Below are 20,291 nucleotides of genomic sequence, written 5' to 3' on the forward strand. Positions count from 1 at the left end.
GGCCCCGAAGGGCGGCGGGCGCGTGAAGCCTGTGGCTGCGGTCAGTCGGCCTCGTTCAGGCGCGACGTCTCGTCGTGCCACGACGTGGCGACGGCGCGCAGCTTCTCCTCGTACTTGCGGCCGTGGTGGGCGCAGAACAGCAGTTCGCTGCCGTTCACCTCGGCGGCGATGTAGGCCTGCGCTCCGCAGGAGTCGCAGCGATCCATCGCCGAGAGGCGGTAGGAGGGGGCGGGAGCTTCGGTCGTGGTCGTCATCATGTCTGCCTCCTCGTTCATCCATCCGTGCACGCTTGCGGGATGCATCACATATAACCACCCGGGGCTGGCAATCCTGCCCGGCGGGCGGCATGTTTCGCTCAGCGCGTACGCCGGAGCCGTTCCGCCCAGACGGGAGTAGGGGAGAAGGGAGTGTCAGCGGGGCGATGTCCGCTGCCGCGGTTAGCATCGAAGATTGTGACCGCCGAGTACTCCGCCCATCATCTCCAGGTTCTGGAAGGCCTCGAGGCCGTCCGCAAGCGCCCGGGCATGTACATCGGCTCGAACGGCTCGCCGGGCCTCATGCACTGCCTGTGGGAGATCATCGACAACTCCGTCGACGAGGCCGTCGCCGGCAACGGATCGCGCATCGACGTCATCCTGCACGCGGACGGCAGCGTCGAGGTGCGCGACCGCGGGCGCGGCGTGCCGGTCGACGTCGAGCCCCGCACGGGACTGACGGGCGTCGAGGTCGTCTACACCAAGCTGCACGCGGGCGGGAAGTTCGGCGGCGGCTCGTACGCCGCATCCGGCGGTCTGCACGGCGTCGGCGCCTCGGTGGTCAACGCGCTCTCCGAGCGCCTCGACGTCGAGGTCGACCGCAACGGCAAGACCTGGGCGATGTCGTTCCACCGCGGCGAGCCCGGCGTGTTCGCGGACGGCAAGGGCGGCCCACGCACGGATGCGCCCTTCACGCCGTTCGAGGAGACGAGCCAGCTGCGCGTCGTCGGTAAGGTCGCGAAGGCCGTCACGGGCACGCGCGTGCGCTATTGGGCCGACCGCCAGATCTTCACGAAGGACGCCGCGTTCCAGCTGGATGAGCTCGTCACGCGCGCCCGCCAGACCGCATTCCTCGTGCCGGGCCTCGAGATCGTCATCCGCGACGAGCGCCCGCGCGCCGAGGGTGACGGCGAGCCGGTCGAGACCTCGTTCAAGTACGACGGCGGCATCTCCGAGTTCGTCGACTTCCTCGCGGTCGATGCACCCGTGACCGACACGTGGCGCCTCACGGGATCGGGCACGTTCACGGAGACCGTCCCGATGCTGCAGCCGAACGGGCACATGGTGTCGACCGAGGTGCAGCGCGAGTGCAACGTCGACATCGCGCTGCGCTGGGGCACCGGGTACGAGACGCACATCCGGTCGTTCGTGAACATCATCTCGACGCCCAAGGGCGGCACGCACCAGCAGGGCTTCGAGCAGGAGCTGCTGAAGCAGCTGCGCGACCAGGTGGCGGCGAACGCGCGCCGGCTCAAGGTCGGGAACGACAAGCTCGAGAAGGACGACGTGCTCGCGGGTCTGAGCGCCGTGCTCACCGTCACGGTGCCCGAGCCGCAGTTCGAGGGCCAGACCAAGGAGGTGCTCGGCACTCCCGCCGTGCGAGCGATCGTGGCGAAGGTCGTGCGCGACGAGCTCAAGGCGCGTTTCGCATCGCCCAAGCGCGACGACAAGAACCAGACGTCGATGCTGCTCGACAAGGTCGTCGCCGAGATGAAGGCGCGCGTGTCGGCGCGCGCCCACAAGGAGACCCAGCGTCGCAAGAACGCGCTCGAGAGCTCGTCCCTGCCGACCAAGCTCGTCGACTGCCGCACGCAGGACGTCGCCCAGTCGGAGCTGTTCATCGTGGAGGGCGACTCGGCGCTCGGCACCGCGAAGCTCGCCCGCAACAGCGAGTACCAGGCGCTGCTGCCGATCCGCGGCAAGATCCTCAACGTGCAGAAGGCGTCGATCGGCGACATGCTCTCGAACGCCGAGTGCGCGTCGATCATCCAGGTCGTGGGCGCCGGCTCCGGCCGCACGTTCGACCTCGACGCGGCGCGCTACGGCAAGGTCATCATGATGAGCGATGCGGATGTCGACGGCGCCCACATCCGCACGCTCCTGCTCACGCTGTTCTACCGCTACATGCGCCCGCTTGTGGAGGCCGGCCGGGTGTTCTCGGCGGTGCCGCCGCTGCACCGGATCATCGTGATCAATCCGGGCTCGAAGCCGAACGAGACGATCTACACCTACAGCGAGGCCGAGCTGCACCGGCTGCTCGACAAGCTGCGCAAGTCGGGCAAGCGCTGGCAGGAGCCGATCCAGCGCTACAAGGGCCTGGGGGAGATGGACGCGGATCAGCTCGCGGAGACCACGATGATGCGCGACGGTCGTCTGCTGCGCCGCGTGCGCCTCGAGGACGCCGAGGCGGCGGGTCGCACATTCGAGATCCTGATGGGCAACGAGGTCGGTCCGCGACGCGACTTCATCGTCGAGTCGGCCGATCGCCTCAGCCGCGAGTCCATCGACGCCTGACCGACCGCTGGTGATCAGTTCGCGCTTAGCGCGGTAAGGCGGGAGTCGTATGCGGACGCCCTTGTGCTGAACGACCCGGCGATCGGATGGCGAGCGCGGGATCCGGTGCTCAGCCACGTCCGTCGCGGCCGGCGAAGGAGTCTCTCGGTCGGATGAGCCGGGGCGCCGCAGGATCGGTGTTGTCGATGACATGCGTCGCGCGCGTCCACGGACGCGCGGCCGCGAAGTACAGCCGCTGGCCTTCGACATAACGTCGCATCGAGGGGTGATCAGGATCGGGATGTGTTCCGTCACGGACCGCCATCCGCCGCGCCGTTTCGGCGAAAGGGACGTCGAGGAAGACCGACAGGTCCCACAGCCCGGCAAGACCGTCGCGTTGGAGGAACATGCCCTCGACGATCGCGAGCGTGTCACGCGGCGTCTCCGCTATGCGCCGACGGAATGCCGGGTAGTCGTAGGTGTCGAGCCAGAAGCCGAGCGGTGACCAGCGCCCGCGCGCGTGACGGATCCCGGGCGGATTGAGGAAGTCGTCGAGATGGATGATGCTGGAGCGCCGTCTCACGAGACGATCGCGCAGTTCGCGGGCGAACGTCGTCTTTCCACTGCCATCGACGCCGTCGATCGCCACGATGGCGGGAGGCGCTGTCGCCGACATGATCTCCGCGACGAGCGCGTCGAGGGCGTCCACGTTCGTTCAGCCCGCGATCAGGGCGGCGACGCCGGACCAGAGCACGGAGATTCCGCCGAGCAGCGAGATCAGCAGGATGATCGCGCGCGCGGTGCGCTCCGGGAGCCGGCCTGCCAGCCGGTCGCCGAGGAACACGCCCGCGACAAGCGGAGCGCTGACCACCAGCCACGCCCACCACGGCCACGGCAGCGCGCCGGCGGGATCGAGGAGCGTCTTGCTCACCACGGTCGTGACGCTGAGCACGAAGAAGAACGGCTGAAGCGCGGCGGCATAGGCGCGCTGCGGCCAGTCGCCGACCGCGCCGTACAGGCCGAGCACCGGGGCGCCCACGCCCACGGAGCCGTTCAGCAGGCCGGCGACCGCACCGGTCACGGCGACCGGGACGTCGCCCTCGAGGGGTCTCTCGCTGCGGCGCATCCACACGGACAGCGCGACGCCCGCCAGGATCAGCACGCCCACGACCGTCTTCAGCACCGCGTCGTCGGCCGACGTCGCGATGAGGATGCCCGGCACGACGCCGGCGAGCGCCGGAAGCAGCAGCCAGATCAGGCGTCGCCACTGGACGAGCCGCCATACCTGCGCCAGCACGATGATGGACGTGAGCGCGCCCAGCACGTTCACCGCCGTGACCGCCGGGAGCGGGCCGAGCACGAGGACCAGCACGGGCACCGTCACCAGGCCGAAGCCCATGCCGAGCGCACGCTGCCCCACGGCGCCCACGAGGGACGCGACGCAGATCGCGACGAACCCGAGCAGCTCCATGAGAGGCGGATCAGCGCAGCGTGCGCCCGATGGATCCGATCACGGCTTCGAGCGGCTGACCCGACGCGTCGCGGCGGGCGAGGGACTCGGGGAGCTTGCGCACCGCGCCCGTGGGGTCGACCGCGCGGGCCGGATCCGGGCCCACCCAGGCGAGCGTCAGCCGGTCCTCGCCCTTCAGGAACGCGTGTGCGCGGACGCCGCCGGTCGCGCGGCCCTTCGCGGGGAACTCGGAGAAGTCGGTGATCTTCGCCCGACCGGTGTCGGTGCCCGGGATCGCCGCGGTCGAGCCCGACACGGTCACGACGATGTTCTCGTCACCGGTCGCGGCGCCGAAGAAGATCGCCTCGGCCTTCGCCCCGAGCTTGACCCCCGCCATGCCGCCGGCGGGCGCGCCCTGCGGACGCACGGCCGACGCTGCGAAGCGCAGCAGCTGCGCGTCGGACGTCACGAACACCAGCTCGGCGTCATCCGCCGCCGGCGCGGAGCCGACGACCGTGTCCCCGGCCTTGAGCCCGATGATCTCGAGCTCCGGCTTGGGGGGAAGCGCCGAGGGCACGATGCGCTTGACGATTCCCTGCGCCGTGCCGAGCGCGAGCGGGGTGTCGTCGTCGAGCCGCACGAGCCCGACGATCCGCTCGTTCCTGTCCGTGAGACCGATGTAGTCGTGCAGCTTCACGCCGACGCCGAGCTGCACCGAGTTCGCGGGGACGGACGGCAGGTCGACCGGGTGGAAGCGCACCAGGCGACCCTTCGAGGTGATCGCGCCGGCCTCGCCGCGGATCGTCGCGGTGACGGTCGCGAGGATCGCGTCGTGCTTGCTGCGGCGCGCGGGTGCCTGCAGCAGCTGGCCCTCGGGGACCTCGACACGCACCGCACGTCCGGTCGTCGACAGCGCGATCGTCGTCGGCCCGTCGGCGATCTGCAGATCCGGCTCGCCCTTGCGCGGGCGGGGAGCTGCGGGCTTGCCGTTCATGAGCAGCGTGCGGCGAGGGGTGGCGTGCTTCTCGGCCGTCTCGTCGAGCTCGAGCGCGACCTGCTTGCGCAGCAGCACGTCCGAGCCGAGCAGCTCCTCGAGCGCCGCGATCTCGGCCAGCAGAGCGTCGCGCTCCTGCTCCAGCTCGATGCGCGAGAACTTCGTGAGGCGGCGCAGGCGCAGCTCGAGGATGTACTCCGCCTGGACGTCGTCGAGGTCGAACACCGTGCACAGGCGCGTGCGCGCCTGCTCGGACGTGTCGGACGAGCGGATGACCTGGATCACCTCGTCGATGTCCAGGATCGCGATCAGCAGACCGGACACGAGGTGCAGCCGCTCGCGGCGGCGGTCCAGGCGATAACGGCTGCGGCGCGTGACGACCTCGAGGCGGTGGTCGATGTAGACGCGCAGCAGCTCCTTGAGCCCGAGCGTGCGCGGCTGCCCGTCGACGAGCGCGACGTTGTTGATGCTGAAGGAGTCCTCCAGCGGCGTGAGCTTGTACAGCAGCTCGAGCACGGCGTTCGGGTCGAAGCCCGTCTTGACGCCGATCACGAGGCGTAGGCCGTTGTTGCGGTCGGTCAGGTCGGCGACGTCGCTGATGCCCTGCAGCTTCTTGGACTGCACGGCGTCCTTGAGCTTCTCGATGACGCGCTCCGGGCCGACCATGTACGGCAGCTGCGTGACGACGATGCCGGTCTTGCGCGGCGCGATCTGCTCGATCGACACCTTGCCGCGCAGCTTGAACGCGCCGCGCCCGGTCTCGTACGCATCGCGCACGCCGTCGAGCCCGACGAGGATGCCGCCCGAGGGGAAGTCAGGTCCGGGCACGAACTCCATGAGCTCGGCCGTCGTCGCCTCGGGGTGCTCGAGTAGATGCGTCGCAGCCGCGACGACCTCGCTGAGGTTGTGCGGCGCCATGTTCGTCGCCATGCCGACCGCGATGCCGCTCGCGCCGTTCACGAGCAGGTTCGGGTAGGCGGCGGGTAGCACGGACGGCTGCTGGAACTGGCCGTCGTAGTTCGGGATGAAGTCGACGACGTCCTCGTCGAGGTTCTCCGTCAGCGACAGGGCGGGGGAGGCGAGGCGCGCCTCCGTGTACCGCGCGGCCGCGGGCCCGTCGTCGAGCGATCCGAAGTTGCCGTGCCCGTCCACGAGCGGCACGCGCAGGGCCCAGTTCTGCGCGAGACGCACGAGCGCGTCGTAGATCGCGGTGTCGCCGTGCGGGTGGAGCTTTCCCATCACCTCGCCGACGACGCGCGCGCTCTTGACGTGGCCGCGGTCGGGCCGCAGGCCCATCTCGGCCATCTGGTACAGGATGCGCCGCTGCACGGGCTTGAGACCGTCGCGCGCGTCGGGGAGGGCGCGCGAGTAGATGACCGAGTAGGCGTACTCGAGGTACGACCCCTGCATCTCCTGCTCGAGGTCGATGTCCTCGATGCGCTCGTCGACCGGTTCCGTCGAGCTCGGGGAGGCGGAGGACTTTCGGGCCATGCTTCTCTTTCTCGGAGCGCCTCCGTGCGGAGGAGCGGCGGGCTCCGGGCTCGGGCCCCGGAGCGGGCGAAGCGCGTTGTGCGAGACTTGCCCGGATGCCCCCCATCGTACCGACGGCGCCCGCTTCGGCCCGGAGCCTCACCGGAGTTGCGCCGGAGATCCTGCGGTCGCTGTCCGGCACGTCCGACTGGCTGCGCCCCGCCGGATCCGCGGTGCTGTTCGTGATCGACGGGCTGGGTGCGCAGCAGCTGCGGACGCACGCGGGGCACGCCCGGCGGCTGTCGTCCCTCGGCGGGCGGAAGGACGTCGCGCGCACGGTGTTCCCGTCGACGACGGCCGCCGCGCTGTCGTCCATCCTGACGGGATCGGATCCGGGGCAGCACGGGCTCGTCGGCTACCGCGTCATGGACCCGGATCGCGGACGGCTCGCGAATCAGCTGAACGGCTACGAGCGGGACGGGCTCGACCCCGCGACGTGGCAGCGGCGCCCGACGGTGTTCGAGCGCGCGGGCGCGGAGGGCCGCCGGGCGTTCGCCGTCGGGCTCGCGGAGTACGCGACGACGGGCCTGACGGCGGCGATCCTGCGGGGCGCCGAGTACGTCGCGTCGGACGACGTCCGGATGCGCGTGCGACTCGCGTACGAACTCGCGGCGCGGGAGCCGGGCTCGCTCGTGTACTGCTACCTCCCGGAGGTCGACAAGGCAGGTCACCGGCGCGGCGTCGACTCGGAGGCGTGGATCGCGGCGCTCGAGGACATCGACGCGGCGTTCGCAGCCCCCGTGCCGCCCGGCGTCGGGGCCGTCGTGACGGCCGATCACGGCATGGTCGACGTGCCGCGCCACCGGCACGTCCTGCTGGGCGAGAAGGACCCGCGGCTGGACGGCGTCGCGCACCTGGGTGGCGAGCCGCGCCTGCTGCACGTGTATCTGGAGGACGGCGTGGACATCCGGGAGGCCGCCGCCGTGTGGGAATCGGTGTCGGGACGGACGGCCGATGTCGCGACGCGCGACGAGGCGATCGCCGGCGGGCTGTTCGGCACGGTCGCCGACGACATCCGGCCGCGGATCGGCGACCTCCTCGTGGCCGCGCGCGGCACGTGGGCGTTCTACGACGACCGGCTCGAGGACAAGCGCGCACAGGACATGGTCGGCCAGCACGGCTCGGTCACGCCCGAGGAGCTTATGGTCCCGCTGCTGCGGCTCGGCGCCTACGCCGGCTGAGCGCCGCGCCGCGATCGCGCGGCCGGCACCGCGGGGACGTCAGTCGTCGCTGCGCGCGCCGAAGACGATCTCATCCCAGGACGGCATCGAGGCCCGGCCGCGACGGCGCGGGGTCTCCTCGCTCTCGGCCGGGGTCTCGTCCTGGCCCTGCGTCTGCTCGGGGGTCGCATCGAACAGCGCGACGGGCGCGCGGCGCTCGCCCTCGGCCGCACCGCCTGCCGGGTGATCCGACGTGCGGTCGACGAGCTCCGTGTCGAACGCGGGGGCGGGCTCGCGCTGACCGCGCCGACGGCGCAGGGCCTCGAGCAGGTCGGCCGTGTCGGAGCTGGCGCTCTGCGATGCCGGCGCCCGCTTGGTGGCGAAGTCGCGGACCGTGGGGGAGGACTCGTGCTCCGGCTGCGGCTCGGGCAGACGACGTGGGCCGAACGCGCCCGAGTCGAAGCGGTCCTCCTCCCTCTCGTCCTCCGAGCCGTTCCCCTGCAGGGGAGCGACCGTGTCGAGAGCGCGCAGGCGCGGGATCAGCCCCTCGGGCATCGGTCCCTGGCGGGACAGCTGCGTCGCGTCGCCGTTCAGCGGCGACAGCGCGCTGCGGCGCGGCTCGAAGCTCCAGCGCGCGTCGTGGTCGACGTCGTTCGCCGTGAACTCGAGTTTGACGATCCAGCCCGAGGACTCCTTCCAACTCGTCCAGCGCTCGCCCGTCGCGCCCAGCTCGGCGAGCTTGGCGCGGATCGCGATGCCGAACGTGGGGTTCTCGTCCTGCTCCAGCTCGATGCCCATCAGCACCGGCACCGCGAGCGCCTGGCCGACGACGTGCTCGCGCTCGGCGAGCACGGGTCCCTCGAAGCGCCGGATGTCCTCCACACGCGCGCCGAGCAGCGCGGCGACGTCCTCCGCCGACATGCCGGATCGGATGTGCGCCTGGATCTCGCGCGGGCTCGGCAGCGGAGCGCGCGGCTCGGCGGGCGCCTGATCGCGCTGGGCCCGGCGGATCTCGGAGCGCAGCACGTCGTCGATCGCGAGCGTGAAGCGCTGCCCGGCCTCGGTGGCCAGGACGAGCCGGCCGTCCTCGTGTCCGATGATGGTGAGCGATTCCATGCCCATCCTCCTCTGGCTCGCCCCTGTCGCCGCTGCAGGACAGCGGCCCGCCGCTGCATCACGACGTCGCCATGGTTTCACGGGCGGGGCCGAACGGCGGGAATAGAACGGGCGTGCCGCGAGTTTCGACACCAGCACGCCGACGCATTTGCATAACGCGCGACGGCCGTGCAGACTATCGCCGCTCCGCCGCACGGCGGAGACCGCACCACAGCTGATGAAAGAAGCGTGACCCACTCACATGGCAACCGATTACGACGCCCCGCGCAAGACCGAGGACGACGGCAATGAGTCGATCGAGGCGCTGAAGGCGCGTGTCCCCGACACCATGTCGGGTTCGGTGGACGTGGAGGACGCGGACAACCCCTCCAGCTTCGACCTCCCGGGCGCCGACCTCTCGAACGTCGAGCTCGACGTCGTCGTGCTCCCGCCGCAGGAGGACGAGTTCACCTGCATGAACTGTTTCCTGGTGAAGCACCGCTCGCAGATCGATCACGAGGACGCCGCGGGCCCGATCTGCCGCGACTGCTCGCACTGATCAGGGGCGCGCGCTCTGCGCGTGACGCACCGCCGCCGCGAGGCGGTCGGGCGTCCGCGACGAGAGCGTCCACGACGACACGGGGTCGTCGGGATCCACGTCCGGGAGGACGACGATCCCGGCGACCCCGCCGCGTATCAGGTGCCAGCCGCGCGCATCCAGGCGTGAGCCGCGCGCGGCGCGCGCCTCCTCGCCGGTGAGCGCGACGGGCTCGCCGAGCAGCGCGACGTCGATGTGCGCGCGGCCCGCGCGCAGCTCGTCGCCCGTCACCTCGATGACGGGCGAGGACAGGATGAGCGCCGAAACGACGAGCACGGCGACGGCGATGCCGATCACCAGTGAGAGCGTCCTGTCGTACTGCACGAACACCAGGGCGGCCATGGGGGCGACGACCGCGGCGCCGCCGAGGATCCACAGCGAGGGCGAGAGCCGCTCGCGGTACAGGGGGCGTCGCGCTGAGCCCGGCGACGTCGCGCGATCGCGCGGAGCGGGCGGTGATGTGTTCTGCATTACCCTCGTGGAGTGACCGAAACCGTGGACGTCCCCATCATCGCATCGGCTCCGCCGGTGTACGCGCACCCGGGGGACGCGGGCGCCGATCTGACGGCGGCCGAGGCGGTCCGCCTCGAGCCCGGCGAGCGTGCGCTCGTCGGCACGGGCGTGCGCATCGCCCTGCCGGACGGCTACGCCGCCTTCGTGGTGCCGCGCAGCGGCCTCGCGGCGAAGCACGGCATCACGATCGTCAACGCGCCCGGCACGATCGACGCGGGCTACCGGGGCGAGATCAAGGTGGCGCTGCTGAACACGGACGCGCGCGAGGCGTACGAGATCGCCGTCGGCGACCGGATCGCCCAGCTGATCCTGATGCCCGTCCCGCAGGCGCGCTTCATCCCGGTCGACGAGCTTCCCGAGCACGTGCGCGGCGAGGGCGGCTTCGGATCGACGGGCTACCAGACCCAAGGAGACAGCAAGTGAGCGACGAGCTCGAGATCGGTCGCAAGGCGGCCCCCGGCGACCGCGCCACCGCGGGACCGCTCGACGAGAGCGAAGCGAACCCCGTCCGCCCCTACATCGATCTCGGTGGCATCAAGGTGCTGCCGCGGGAGGGGCTGAACCTCCGTCTCGAGGTGGAGGAGCAGACCAAGCGCATCGTGGCGGTCGGACTCGACTACGCCGACTCGACCCTGCAGGTGCAGCCGTTCGCCGCGCCCCGCACCACGGGGCTGTGGGACGAGACGCGCGCGCAGATCCGCGACCAGGTGCGCCAGCAGGGCGGACGCGTCGAGGAGCGCGAGGGCCCGCTCGGCGCCGAGCTGCTGGCCGAGGTCCCTGTCGTCGCCGGCCAGGACGCGCAGATGCGTCTGGCCCGCTTCGTCGGGGTGGACGGCCCGCGCTGGTTCCTGCGCGGCGTGATCGGCGGCGCCGCGGCGTCGGACCCCGCGGCCGCGGAGCAGGTCGAGGACCTGTTCCGCTCGATCGTCGTCGTGCGTGGGGGCGCGCCCATGCCGCCGCGCGACCTCATCCCGCTCAAGATGCCGTCGACGCCCGCGTCGGCGTGACGCGATGAGCTCGCAGGACGGGGGCGGCACCCGCCCCGACAGCAGGCCCGAGCCCTCGGCGTCCGAGGTCGTCGGCGCCGCGATCGGCGGTGTCGCGCGCCGTGCGGGAATCGATCCCGCCGAGGAGGCCACCACGGGCGACGTGGTGTGGAAGGCCATGGGCGGCGTGCGCGGCGTGCTCGAGTCGATCCTGCCGAGCCTCGTGTTCGTGATCGTCTACACGCTCTGGCCGGAGCCGCTGGTGCTGTCGCTCGGGCTCTCCGTCGGGATCGCGGCCGTGTTCACGATCGTGCGCCTCGCGCAGAAGTCGCCTCCCGCCGCCGCGATGGGCGGCCTGCTCGCGGCCGCGGCCGCCGCGGCGCTCGCGCTGTTCACGGGCCAGGGCCGCGACAACTTCGTGATCGGTCTCGTGACGAACGCGGTGTACGGCACGGCGTTCCTCGTCTCGGCCGTGATCGGCTGGTCGCTGATCGGGCTCGCCGCCGGCTTCCTCACAGGGGAGGGCACGGCCTGGCGAGAGGATCGTCGCAAGCGCCGCGTGTTCCGCTGGCTGGCCCTCGCGTGGGCCGGGCTCTTCTTCGCGCGGCTCGCCGTGCAGCTGCCGCTGTACCTCGCGAACGAGACGACGCTGCTGGGCACGCTCAAGCTCGTGATGGGGCTGCCGCTGTTCGCGCCGCTGGTGGCCGTGACGTGGCTCGCCGCGCGGGCGCTGTATCCCGCACGACGCGGCTGACGCCACTGCGCACGCGCGCATGCGCCGGTTCCGTGCGTGGTAGATTTATCTCGATGTCAAGATAAATCGCGCACCCCGCGGACCCGTTCCGCACCCTCCGCCTGTTAGGCCCGCCTTGCTGGCCTCGCCGGTCGAGGTGGGGGCAAGATGGGGAGCGCAAGCGCGGTCGACCAGGAGGAGACAGCCCGTGTCAACGGTGAACAGCTTCGGTGCCAAGAGCACCCTGACGGTCGGCAGCACCGACTACGAGATCTTCCGCATCGACGCCGTCGACGGCTTCGAGAAGCTCCCCTTCAGCCTCAAGGTGCTGCTCGAGAACCTGCTCCGCACCGAGGACGGTGCGAACATCACCAAGGAGCAGATCAGCGCGCTCGGCTCGTGGGACCCGACGGCCGAGCCGAACACCGAGATCCAGTTCACGCCGGCGCGCGTGGTCATGCAGGACTTCACCGGCGTGCCCTGCATCGTCGACCTCGCCACCATGCGCGAGGCCGTCACGGAGCTCGGCGGCGACGCCAACCGGATCAACCCGCTCTCGCCCGCCGAGATGGTGATCGACCACTCGGTCATCGCCGACCTGTTCGGGTCCGAGAACGCGCTCGAGCGCAACGTGGAGATCGAGTACGAGCGCAACGGCGAGCGCTACCAGTTCCTGCGCTGGGGGCAGACCGCGTTCCAGGACTTCAAGGTCGTGCCCCCGGGCACGGGCATCGTGCACCAGGTGAACATCGAGCACCTCGCCAAGGTCATCTACGACCGTGAGGTCGACGGCGTGCTGCGCGCGTACCCCGACACCTGTGTCGGCACCGACTCGCACACCACCATGGTCAACGGCCTGGGCGTGCTCGGCTGGGGCGTCGGCGGCATCGAGGCCGAGGCCGCGATGCTCGGCCAGCCCGTGTCGATGCTGATCCCGCGCGTGGTGGGCTTCAAGCTCACGGGCGAGATCCCCGCCGGCGTGACCGCGACCGACGTCGTCCTGACGATCACCGACATGCTCCGCCAGCACGGCGTCGTCGGCAAGTTCGTCGAGTTCTACGGCGAGGGCGTCGCGTCGGTGCCGCTCGCCAACCGCGCGACGATCGGCAACATGAGCCCCGAGTTCGGCTCGACCGCCGCCATGTTCCCGATCGACGACGTCACGCTCGACTACCTGCGCCTCACGGGCCGCGACGAGCAGACGGTCTCGCTGGTCGAGGCGTACGCCAAGGAGCAGAAGCTCTGGCACGACCCGGCGCGCGAGCTCGTCTTCAGCGAGTACATGGAGCTCGACCTGTCGACGGTCGTGCCGTCGATCGCGGGTCCGAAGCGCCCGCAGGACCGCATCCTGCTGTCGGACGCCAAGTCGCAGTTCGAGAAGGACATCCTCAACTACACCGACCGCGCGAGCGAGCCGGTCGAGGTCGAGGGCACGTTCCCCGCGTCCGACCCCGGCGTGGCGCCGGGTGTCGAGCACGAGACCGTCTCGGCGAACGGTGTCTCCCACCAGCACGAGGGCGAGCAGCACGAGCACACCCCGTCGGTGCTGGTCAGCGGCGCGCCGCACGCGGCGTCCAACCCGGTGAAGGTCACCACGCCCGAGGGCCAGGAGTACATGCTCGACAACGGCGCCGTGACGCTCGCGGCGATCACGTCGTGCACGAACACGTCGAACCCGTCGGTCATGATCGCGGCGGGCCTGCTCGCGCGCAAGGCGGCAGAGCGGGGCCTCAAGCGCAAGCCGTGGGTCAAGACCACGCTCGGCCCCGGCTCCAAGGTCGTCACCGACTACTACGAGAAGTCGGGCCTCGACAAGGACCTCGAGGCGCTGGGCTTCTACACGGTCGGCTATGGCTGCACGATCTGCATCGGCAACTCGGGACCCCTCATCGAGGAGGTCTCGGAGGCGATCAACGACAACGACCTCGCCGTCACGGCCGTCCTCTCGGGCAACCGCAACTTCGAGGGCCGCATCAGCCCCGACGTGAAGATGAACTACCTCGCCTCGCCGCCCCTCGTGGTCGCGTACGCGCTGGCCGGATCGATGAACTTCGACTTCGAGACCGACGCGCTCGGCAAGGACGCGGACGGCAACGACGTCTTCCTGAAGGACGTCTGGCCCGCGCCCGAGGAGGTCCAGGAGATCATCGACTCCTCGATCTCGCGCGAGCAGTTCATCAAGCAGTACGCCACCGTGTTCGACGGCGACGAGCGCTGGAAGAACCTGCCCACCCCCGAGGGCCCCGTGTTCGAGTGGGACGAGCAGTCGACCTACGTGCGCAAGGCGCCGTACTTCGACGGCATGAGCATGGAGCTCACGCCGGTCGAGAACATCACGGGTGCGCGCGTGCTCGCGACGCTGGGCGACTCGGTCACGACCGACCACATCAGCCCGGCCGGCAACATCAAGGCGGGCACCCCGGCCGCGCAGTACCTGACGGAGCACGGCGTCGCGCAGCGCGACTTCAACTCCTACGGCTCGCGCCGCGGCAACCACGAGGTCATGATCCGCGGCACGTTCGCGAACATCCGCCTGAAGAACGCGCTGGTCAAGGCCGTCAACGACGGACAGCAGATCGAGGGCGGCTTCACGCGCGACTTCACGCTGCCCGAGGGGCCGCAGTCGTACATCTACGACGCGTCGCAGCACTACCAGGAGCAGGGCACCCCGCTGGTGATCTTCGGCGGCAAGGAGTACGGCTCCGGTTCGTCGCGCGACTGGGCGGCGAAGGGCACCAGCCTGCTGGGCGTCAAGGCCGTCATCACCGAGAGCTTCGAGCGCATCCACCGCTCGAACCTGATCGGCATGGGCGTCGTGCCGCTGCAGTTCCCGGCCGGCGAGAGCTGGGAGTCGCTGGGCCTCGACGGCACCGAGATCGTCTCGATCGAGGGCCTCGACCAGCTCAACGAGGGCGTGACCCCGAAGACCGTCAAGGTCACGGCGACGCCGAGCGAGCACTCGCCCGAGGGCAAGCAGCCGGTCGAGTTCGACGCGGTCGTCCGCATCGACACCCCCGGTGAGGCGGACTACTACCGCAACGGCGGCATCCTGCAGTACGTGCTGCGCAGCCTGGTCTGACGCACTCCACCGAACGGCCCCCGGGACTTCCCGGGGGCCGTTCGTCGTTCGTCGGAATCCCAGACGACGCGCGTAGGCTCGGGGCATGAGTCTTCTCGACGGGATCCGTGCTCCGCGCGACCTCGACGCACTCACGCCGGAGCAGTTGACGGATCTCGCCGCGGAGATCCGGGAGTTCCTCGTGCAGAACGTCGCGCGCACGGGCGGCCACCTCGGCCCCAACCTGGGCGTCGTCGAGCTGACGATCGCCCTGCACCGCGTGTTCTCGTCGCCGGACGACCCGATCATCTTCGACACGGGTCACCAGTCGTACGTGCACAAGCTGCTCACGGGCCGCCAGGACTTCTCCGCGCTGCGCGCGCGCGGCGGCCTCGCCGGTTACCCGCAGCGTGCCGAGAGCCCGCACGACGTCGTGGAGTCCTCCCACGCCTCGAGCTCCCTCAGCTGGGCCGACGGCATCTCGCGCGCGTTCAGCCGCACGGGCCGCAGCGACCGGCACGTCGTCGCGGTCGTGGGCGACGGCGCGCTGACGGGCGGCATGACGTGGGAGGCGCTCAACAACATCACGGACGACAACGACCGCAACCTCGTGATCGTCGTGAACGACAACGGCCGCTCGTACGCGCCGACGATCGGTGGCATGGCGCGTCATCTGAACCGCGTGCGCACGACGGAGGCCTACCGCGACCTGTCGCGGCGCTCGTCGCGCATGGCGGGCCGCTTCGGCGCGGTGGGGCGCGCGCTGTACCGCGGCGTGCGCGGCGGCACCCATGGCTTCCTGTCGCGCTTCACGAACAACTCGTCGCTCTACTCGAACCTCGACGTGAAGTACCTCGGTCCCGTCGACGGGCACGACCTCTCCGCCCTGATCGAGACCCTCGCGCTGGCGAAGTCGTACGGCGCGCCGGTCATCGTGCACGTCATCACGGAGAAGGGCCGCGGCTACCAGCCCGCGCTCGACGACGAGGCGGATGCGTTCCACGCGGTCGGCCGCATCGACCCCGCGACCGGGGGAGCGCTCGGCGCGTCCTCCCCGGGCTGGACCGATGTGTTCGCGGAAGAGCTCGTGCGCATCGGCGAGGAGCGCCCCGACGTGATCGCCATGACGGCCGCGATGCTGCGCCCGACGGGGCTCGCGCCGTTCGCCGAGCGGTTCCCGGAGCGCGTGTACGACGTCGGCATCGCCGAGCAGCACGCCGTCGCGTCGGCCGCGGGCCTGGCGTACGGCGGCCTCCATCCCGTCGTGGCCCTGTACTCGACGTTCGTGAACCGCGCGTTCGACCAGGTGCTGATGGATGTCGCACTGCACCGCGCGGGCGTCACGTTCGTCCTCGACCGCTCGGGCGTCACGGGGCCCGACGGTCCCAGCCACCACGGCATGTGGGATCTCGCGCTGCTGCACATCGTTCCGCGGATCCGGATCGCCGCACCGCGCGACGAGACGCGTCTGCGCGAGGAGCTGCACGAGGCCGTCGCGGTGCGTGACGCGCCCACGGTCGTCCGCTTCCCGAAGGGCTCGGTCGAGGAGGACATCCCCGCGCTCGAGCGTCTGGAGGACGGCGTCGACGTGCTGGCGCGCGACGAGGTCGAGGACGTGCTGATCGTCGGCATCGGCCCGTTCGCGCGGCTCGGCCTCGATGTGGCGTCGCGTCTGCGCGCTCAGGGCATCGGCGCCACGGTCGTCGACCCGCGCTGGGTCGTGCCGGTGCCGGCGTCCATCGTCGAGCTCTCCGCGCGTCACCGCCTGGTCATCACGCTCGAGGACGGCATCCGTGTCGGCGGCATCGGCACGCGGGTGCGGCAGGTGCTGCGCGAGGCGGGCATCGACACGGCCGTCGACGAGCTCGGCCTGCCGGACGCGTTCCTCGACCACGCGTCCCGTGAGCAGATCCTCGAGGATGCGGGCCTCACGCCCGCCAAGATCGCGCAGGATGTCGTCGCCCAGGTGCTGGGCACGCGCGTGCCGATGGCACGCCGCGACACCGGTCGCGGTCTGCCGTCGGTCACGGGGGAGTTCAAGCTGCCCGCGCCGCGCGGCTGATCCGCGGGCTTGCCGCGCCCGCACAGCGGAACGGGGTGACCCCTGCCGTGGCAGGAGTCACCCCGTTCGCGTCCGGTCGCCGGGCGCTCAGCCGCGGTGCGCGGCCCCGCGCAGCGGCGGAGTGTGGAACGTGCCCCCGGCGGCGCGCTCGGAAGCGCCCGACCGGTCGAGGTAGGCCGATGCACCGCCGTCGATGAACGGCCAGCCGGCGCCGAGGATGAGGCACAGGTCGATGTCCTCGACCTCGGGCACGACGCCCTCGTCCAGCATCAGCCTGATCTCGCTCGCCAGGCCGTCCTCGACGCGGCGCAGGATCTCCTCCTCCGACGCCGGCGACTTCCCGGTGTCGAGGACCTTCTGCGCCTGCTTGGTCCAGCCCGTGACCTTGCCGCTCTTGTCCTTCTCGACGACGTCGCCGACCTCGGCGAGGCGGTGCAGGTTCTCCGAGGCGAAGAAGCGCTCGGGGAAGTGCCGCACCATCGTGTCCTGCACGTGCGCCGCGACCTTCCAGCCGACGAGGTCGATCAGCTGGAACGGGGTCATCGGCAGCCCGAGCGGCGCGAACGCCTTCTCGACCGTGAGCAGCGGCGTGCCCTCGTCGACGGCGCGCGCGGCCTCGCCCATGACCTTCGCCAGCAGGCGGTTGACGACGAAGCCCGGCGCATCCGCCGTCAGGACGGCGTTCTTGCGCAGGTTCTTCGCGACCACGAACGCGGTCGACAGCGCCTCGTCGCTCGACTGCGGCGTCTTCACGATCTCGATCAGCGGCATGACCGCGACCGGATTGAAGAAGTGGAAGCCGACGAGTCGCTCGGGGTGCGCGAGCACCGAGCCGATCTCCTCGACCGACAGCGACGACGTGTTGGTGGCGAGGATGGCGTCGGGCGCGATGATCTGCTCGATCTCGCGGAACACCTGCTGCTTGACGCCCGTCTCCTCGAACACCGCCTCGATCACGAAGTCGCAGTCGGCGTACTCGCTCTTGTCGACCGTGCCGCGCACCAGGGCGCGGAGGCGATTCGCCGTGTCGGCGTCGATGCGTCCCTTCGCCTCGAGCGCGGCGATCTCGTCGCGGATGTACGACAGGCCCTTGTCGACGCGCGCCTGGTCGATGTCGGTGATGAGCACCGGCACCTGCAGGCGGCGCACGAACAGCAGCGCGAACTGGCTCGCCATCAGGCCCGCGCCGATCACGCCGACCTTCGTGACCTTCTTCGCCAGTCCCTTGTCGGGAGCGCCCACGGGACGCTTGGCGCGCTTCTGCACAAGGTCGAACGCGTACATCGACGCGACGAACTGGTCGCCGGAGATGAGCTCGGCCAGTGCCTCGTCCTCGCGCGCGAAGCCCTCCTCGACCGTGCCGCTCTTGGCCTTGTCGATGAGGTCGAGCGCCATGTACGGCGACCGCGGGACCGTGCCGATGCGGCTCTCGAGCATGTTGCGCGCGACCTTGACCGCGATGGGCCACTTGGTGAGGCGCTCGATCTTGCCGGGCGCGTTCTTGCGCTCGACCTTGATCGTGCCCGCCAGCACGCCGTCCGCCCAGCGCAGCGAGTCCTCGAGGAAGCTCGTCGGACTGAAGATCGCGTCGAACATGCCCAGCTCGTACGCCTGCTGCGGCTTGAGCGTGCGGTTCTGCTTGAGCGGGTTGGAGATGATCACCTCGAGCGCGTTCTCGATGCCGATCAGGTTCGGCAGCAGTGTCACACCGCCCCACCCGGGCACGAGGCCCAGGAAGACCTCGGGGAGCGCGATCGCCGCGGCCGAGGAGTCGACCGTGCGGTACGTCGAGTTCAGCGCGATCTCGACGGCGCCGCCCAAGGCGAGGCCGTTCACAAACGAGAACGACGGCACGCCGAGGTGCGAGAGCTTGCCGAGCACGTGGTGGCCGAGCTGGGCGATCAGACGCGCGATGTCCTTCGACGGCAGGTCGCCCACATTCGACAGGTCAGCGCCGGCGGCGAAGATGTACGGCTTGCCCGTGACCGCGACGGCGTCGATCTCGCCAGCCGCGGCGCGCTGCGCGAGCTCGTCGAGCCGCTCGCCGAGCTCCGTGAGGGTGGCGGGGCCGAGCGTGTTCGGCCGCGTGTGGTCCTTGCCGTTGTGCAGCGTGATCAACGCGATCGTGCGGCCGCTGGCCAGGCGCACGTCGCTGACCAGCGAGCGCGTGACGACCTCGCCCTCCGTCAGCGCGAGCAGCGGGGAGTAGTCGATCTTCGAGTAGTCGGTCACAGCCACGCTCACTTTTTCTTCTCGCCGGAGCGGACGCCTGCGGCGGCCTTCTTCGAATAGTGGGGGTTCTCCCAGATGACGCTGCCGCCCTGGCCCAGGCCGACGCACATCGCCGTGAGGCCGTACCGCACCTCGGGATGCTCGGCGAACTGCGCCGCGAGCTGGATCATCAGACGCACGCCGGACGCCGCGAGCGGGTGGCCGAGCGCGATCGCGCCGCCCCACGGGTTGACGCGCGGGTCGTCGTCGTCGATGCCGAAGTGGTCGAGCAGCGAGAGCACCTGGATCGCGAACGCCTCGTTCAGCTCGAACAGGCCGATGTCGTCGATCGTGAGGCCGGCCTTCGCCAGCGCCTTCTCGGTGGCCGGGATCGGGCCGATGCCCATGATCTCCGGCTCGACGCCGGCGAACGCGAACGAGACGAGCTTCATCTTGGGCGTGAGGCCGAACTCCTTCACCGCTGCGCCGCTCGCCAGCAGGCTCACGGTCGCGCCGTCGGTCAGTGGCGACGACGTGCCCGCGGTCACGCGGCCGTGCGGGCGGAACGGCGTCTTGAGGTTCGCGAGGCCCTCCATCGTCGTCTCGGGGCGGCGGCCCTCGTCCTCGGTCGCGAGGCCCCACTGGCCGTCCGCGCCGGTGACGGCGACGGGCACGAGGTCGGGCTGGAGCTTGCCGGCCTCGTAGGCCGCCTGCACCTTCTGCTGGCTGCGCATGCCGAAGCGGTCTGCGCGCTCCTTCGTGAGCTGGGGGAATCGGTCGTGGATGCGCTCGGCCGTGACGCCCATGTTCAGCGCGCCCGGGTCGACGAGTTTCTCGGCGACGAAGCGCGGGTTGGGGTCGGCGTTGGCGCCGATTGGGTGGCGGCCCATGTGCTCGACGCCGCCCGCGATCGCGACGTCGTACATGCCGACACCGATCGAGGCGGCCATGGTCGTGACGCTCGTCAGCGCGCCGGCGCACATCCGCTCCACGGCGAGACCGGGCACGGTCATGGGCAGACCCGCCAGGATCGCCGACGTGCGTCCCAGGGTCAGGCCCTGGTCGCCCGTCTGCGACGTCGCGGCGATCGCGACATCGTCGACCCGGTCCTTCGGGATCTCGGTGTTGCGCTCGAGGAGACCCTTCATCGCCTTGACGACGAGGTCATCCGCTCGCGTGTTCCAGTACATGCCCTTCTCGCCCGCGCGCCCGAAGGGCGTGCGTACTCCGTCGACGAAATAGACATCAGCCAGCTCGGCCACTCTGCCTCCAGTCCTTGGGCACGCCGGCGCACGGCCGGGCGGCCCCTGAGTAGGTTCGGCTTCAGCCTAGGGAGGCCCGCATAAGGGCAAGAACCGGTTGGTCCGGATCCA

The 20,291-nt window shown here is 70.7% G+C and carries 16 protein-coding genes; 8 read left to right on the forward strand and 8 right to left on the reverse strand.

Annotated features, from left to right (window positions below):
• Window positions 1–41 precede the first annotated feature (41 nt).
• The gene (locus BJP60_RS06590; RefSeq protein WP_442923414.1) at window positions 42–257 is read right to left on the reverse strand and encodes a DUF7455 domain-containing protein; all 216 of its coding nucleotides are present in this window, start codon (window positions 255–257) and stop codon (window positions 42–44) included.
• Window positions 258–452: 195 nt separating this feature from the next.
• Here BJP60_RS06590 and BJP60_RS06595 point away from each other — a divergent pair, with 195 nt between their 5' ends.
• The gene (locus BJP60_RS06595; protein ID WP_203138444.1) at window positions 453–2,549 is read left to right on the forward strand and encodes a DNA gyrase/topoisomerase IV subunit B; all 2,097 of its coding nucleotides are present in this window, start codon (window positions 453–455) and stop codon (window positions 2,547–2,549) included.
• Between the two features lie 109 nt (window positions 2,550–2,658).
• Here BJP60_RS06595 and BJP60_RS06600 read toward each other — a convergent pair whose 3' ends face one another.
• From BJP60_RS06600 to BJP60_RS06610, 3 genes are read right to left on the reverse strand one after another with little or no spacing between them, the layout of a single operon-like run.
• The gene (locus BJP60_RS06600) at window positions 2,659–3,237 is read right to left on the reverse strand and encodes a uridine kinase (RefSeq protein ID WP_203138445.1); all 579 of its coding nucleotides are present in this window, start codon (window positions 3,235–3,237) and stop codon (window positions 2,659–2,661) included.
• 6 nt (window positions 3,238–3,243) lie between these two features.
• Window positions 3,244–3,999 carry a sulfite exporter TauE/SafE family protein gene (locus tag BJP60_RS06605; protein ID WP_203138446.1) on the reverse strand — a complete coding sequence of 252 codons (756 nt, stop codon included), beginning with the start codon at window positions 3,997–3,999 and terminating at the stop codon, window positions 3,244–3,246.
• A gap of 10 nt (window positions 4,000–4,009) precedes the next feature.
• Window positions 4,010–6,463 carry a DNA gyrase/topoisomerase IV subunit A gene (locus BJP60_RS06610; RefSeq protein WP_238439602.1) on the reverse strand — a complete coding sequence of 818 codons (2,454 nt, stop codon included), beginning with the start codon at window positions 6,461–6,463 and terminating at the stop codon, window positions 4,010–4,012.
• A gap of 95 nt (window positions 6,464–6,558) precedes the next feature.
• Between BJP60_RS06610 and BJP60_RS06615 the strand changes: the two genes are divergently transcribed.
• Window positions 6,559–7,683 (forward strand): alkaline phosphatase family protein, encoded by a 1,125-nt coding sequence (locus BJP60_RS06615; RefSeq protein WP_203138447.1) that lies wholly within the window; start codon window positions 6,559–6,561, stop codon window positions 7,681–7,683.
• Between the two features lie 39 nt (window positions 7,684–7,722).
• Here BJP60_RS06615 and sepH read toward each other — a convergent pair whose 3' ends face one another.
• The gene (sepH, locus tag BJP60_RS06620) at window positions 7,723–8,778 is read right to left on the reverse strand and encodes a septation protein SepH (protein WP_203138448.1); all 1,056 of its coding nucleotides are present in this window, start codon (window positions 8,776–8,778) and stop codon (window positions 7,723–7,725) included.
• Between the two features lie 241 nt (window positions 8,779–9,019).
• On the opposite strand from sepH, the gene BJP60_RS06625 reads away from it, so the two are divergent.
• A complete protein-coding gene (locus BJP60_RS06625) occupies window positions 9,020–9,316 on the forward strand; it encodes a DUF4193 domain-containing protein (RefSeq protein WP_203138449.1) in 297 nt (98 codons plus the stop codon).
• Here the strand turns inward: BJP60_RS06625 and BJP60_RS06630 are convergent, their stop codons facing one another.
• Window positions 9,317–9,826: a DUF3093 domain-containing protein gene (locus BJP60_RS06630; protein ID WP_203138451.1), complete on the reverse strand. Its 510-nt coding sequence runs from the start codon at window positions 9,824–9,826 to the stop codon at window positions 9,317–9,319. It abuts the gene before it with no gap.
• A gap of 12 nt (window positions 9,827–9,838) precedes the next feature.
• On the opposite strand from BJP60_RS06630, the gene dut reads away from it, so the two are divergent.
• From dut to dxs, 5 genes are all read left to right on the forward strand, one after another.
• On the forward strand, window positions 9,839–10,291 hold the full coding sequence (dut, locus tag BJP60_RS06635; RefSeq protein WP_203138452.1) for a dUTP diphosphatase: 453 nt from the start codon (window positions 9,839–9,841) through the stop codon (window positions 10,289–10,291).
• On the forward strand, window positions 10,288–10,875 hold the full coding sequence (locus BJP60_RS06640) for a DUF3710 domain-containing protein (RefSeq protein WP_203138453.1): 588 nt from the start codon (window positions 10,288–10,290) through the stop codon (window positions 10,873–10,875). The genes dut and BJP60_RS06640 overlap by 4 nt, the downstream gene beginning before the upstream one ends.
• A gap of 4 nt (window positions 10,876–10,879) precedes the next feature.
• A complete protein-coding gene (locus BJP60_RS06645) occupies window positions 10,880–11,608 on the forward strand; it encodes a DUF3159 domain-containing protein (protein ID WP_203138454.1) in 729 nt (242 codons plus the stop codon).
• A 187-nt stretch (window positions 11,609–11,795) separates the two neighbouring features.
• Complete coding sequence (locus BJP60_RS06650) at window positions 11,796–14,666, forward strand: aconitate hydratase (RefSeq protein WP_203138455.1); 2,871 nt, start codon at window positions 11,796–11,798, stop codon at window positions 14,664–14,666.
• A gap of 85 nt (window positions 14,667–14,751) precedes the next feature.
• Entirely contained in the window at window positions 14,752–16,707 is a 1,956-nt protein-coding gene (gene dxs / locus BJP60_RS06655; protein ID WP_203138456.1) for a 1-deoxy-D-xylulose-5-phosphate synthase, read from the forward strand.
• A gap of 87 nt (window positions 16,708–16,794) precedes the next feature.
• Here dxs and BJP60_RS06660 read toward each other — a convergent pair whose 3' ends face one another.
• Window positions 16,795–18,939, reverse strand: coding sequence for a 3-hydroxyacyl-CoA dehydrogenase NAD-binding domain-containing protein (locus BJP60_RS06660; RefSeq protein ID WP_203139044.1), 2,145 nt, complete (start codon window positions 18,937–18,939; stop codon window positions 16,795–16,797).
• An 8-nt stretch (window positions 18,940–18,947) separates the two neighbouring features.
• Window positions 18,948–20,180 carry a thiolase family protein gene (locus BJP60_RS06665; RefSeq protein ID WP_203138457.1) on the reverse strand — a complete coding sequence of 411 codons (1,233 nt, stop codon included), beginning with the start codon at window positions 20,178–20,180 and terminating at the stop codon, window positions 18,948–18,950.
• Window positions 20,181–20,291: the final 111 nt, after the last annotated feature.

The organism is Microbacterium sp. JZ31, assembly GCF_016805985.1.
In the GTDB taxonomy this organism is placed as follows: domain Bacteria; phylum Actinomycetota; class Actinomycetes; order Actinomycetales; family Microbacteriaceae; genus Microbacterium.